This is a genomic window from Lactobacillus nasalidis (genome assembly GCF_016587775.1).
In the GTDB taxonomy this organism is placed as follows: domain Bacteria; phylum Bacillota; class Bacilli; order Lactobacillales; family Lactobacillaceae; genus Lactobacillus; species Lactobacillus nasalidis.
The window spans coordinates 1-1,125 of record NZ_BOCG01000433.1; the positions used below are offsets into that span (position 1 = coordinate 1).

The following is a 1,125-nucleotide window of genomic DNA, read 5'->3' on the forward strand; positions in this document are numbered from 1 at the left end:
CTCGGCTTCAGCGACTCAGTCGTGCCGCCGAAGTACGCCAACGGCATCTGGCTTTTCCACGACCCTGACCTCAAGCCGGGCGACTCCGTCTTTGAAGCTCTGGGGATGGACGACTACGTTCTGGACTTTGACATCACGCCTAACCGGGCCGACACTTCCTCAATGGAAGGGGCTGCTTACGAAGTCGGCGCCTTGATCGACCAGAAGCCGAAGATCGAAGAAGTGGTCTTGAAAGAAGACGGCGCTGACTGGACCGGCGACTTTACGGCTACGGCTGACGAAAAGATCGCGCCGAAGTACTACTTGAGAAAGGTGACCGGCGTCAAGATTGCTGAAAGTCCCCTGTGGCTGCAGACCCGCTTGTGGAATGCCGGCATCCGGCCGATCAACAACGTGGTCGACGCCACCAACTACATCATGCTTTTGACCGGGCAGCCGATGCACGCTTACGATGCCAAGCTGTTTGAAGGGACCAAGAAGATTGAGGTCCGCCTGGCTAAAGCTGGTGAAAAGCTGCAGCTGTTGAACGAAAAAGAAATCGACCTGGACCCGCAGGATATCGTCATCACTGACGGCCAGCAGCCGGTCGGCCTGGCCGGCGTTATGGGCGGGCTCAACAGCGAAGTGACTGAGGACACCAGCGACGTGATCCTGGAAGCCGCTGTCTTTGACCCGGCCTTGACCAGAAAGGCAGCTCTGCGCCACGACAACCGGACTGACGCTTCTGCCTTGTTTGAAAAGGGCGTCAACTGGGACAACACGCAAAAGGCGCTGGATGCCTGCGCCCTGCTTTTGAGAGCTGACGCCGGGGCTACCGTTCTGGCCGGCGAAATCAAGGCCAGCGACCAGGACAAGGAACCAGTCGTGATCACCACGACGGCCAGCCGGACCAACAAGATTTTGGGCACTGACCTGTCAATGGACGAAATCGTCAAGATCCTGGGCAAGCTGAACTTCGGCGTTGCCGTCAACGGGGACGAATACACGGTGACGGTGCCAAACCGCCGCTGGGACATCTTCATTGACTCTGACATCTTTGAAGAAGTCGGCCGGATCTACGGCTACGACAACATCAAGTCCACCCACCCGGCTACCGGCGAACTGACTGGCGGCTACGCGGCCGAT

General features: G+C 58.3%; 1 protein-coding gene. It reads left to right on the forward strand.

Annotated features, from left to right (window positions below):
* A partial coding sequence (locus lacNas_RS07995) for a phenylalanine--tRNA ligase subunit beta (protein ID WP_201346761.1) occupies window positions 1-1,125 on the forward strand: 1,125 nt, incomplete at both ends.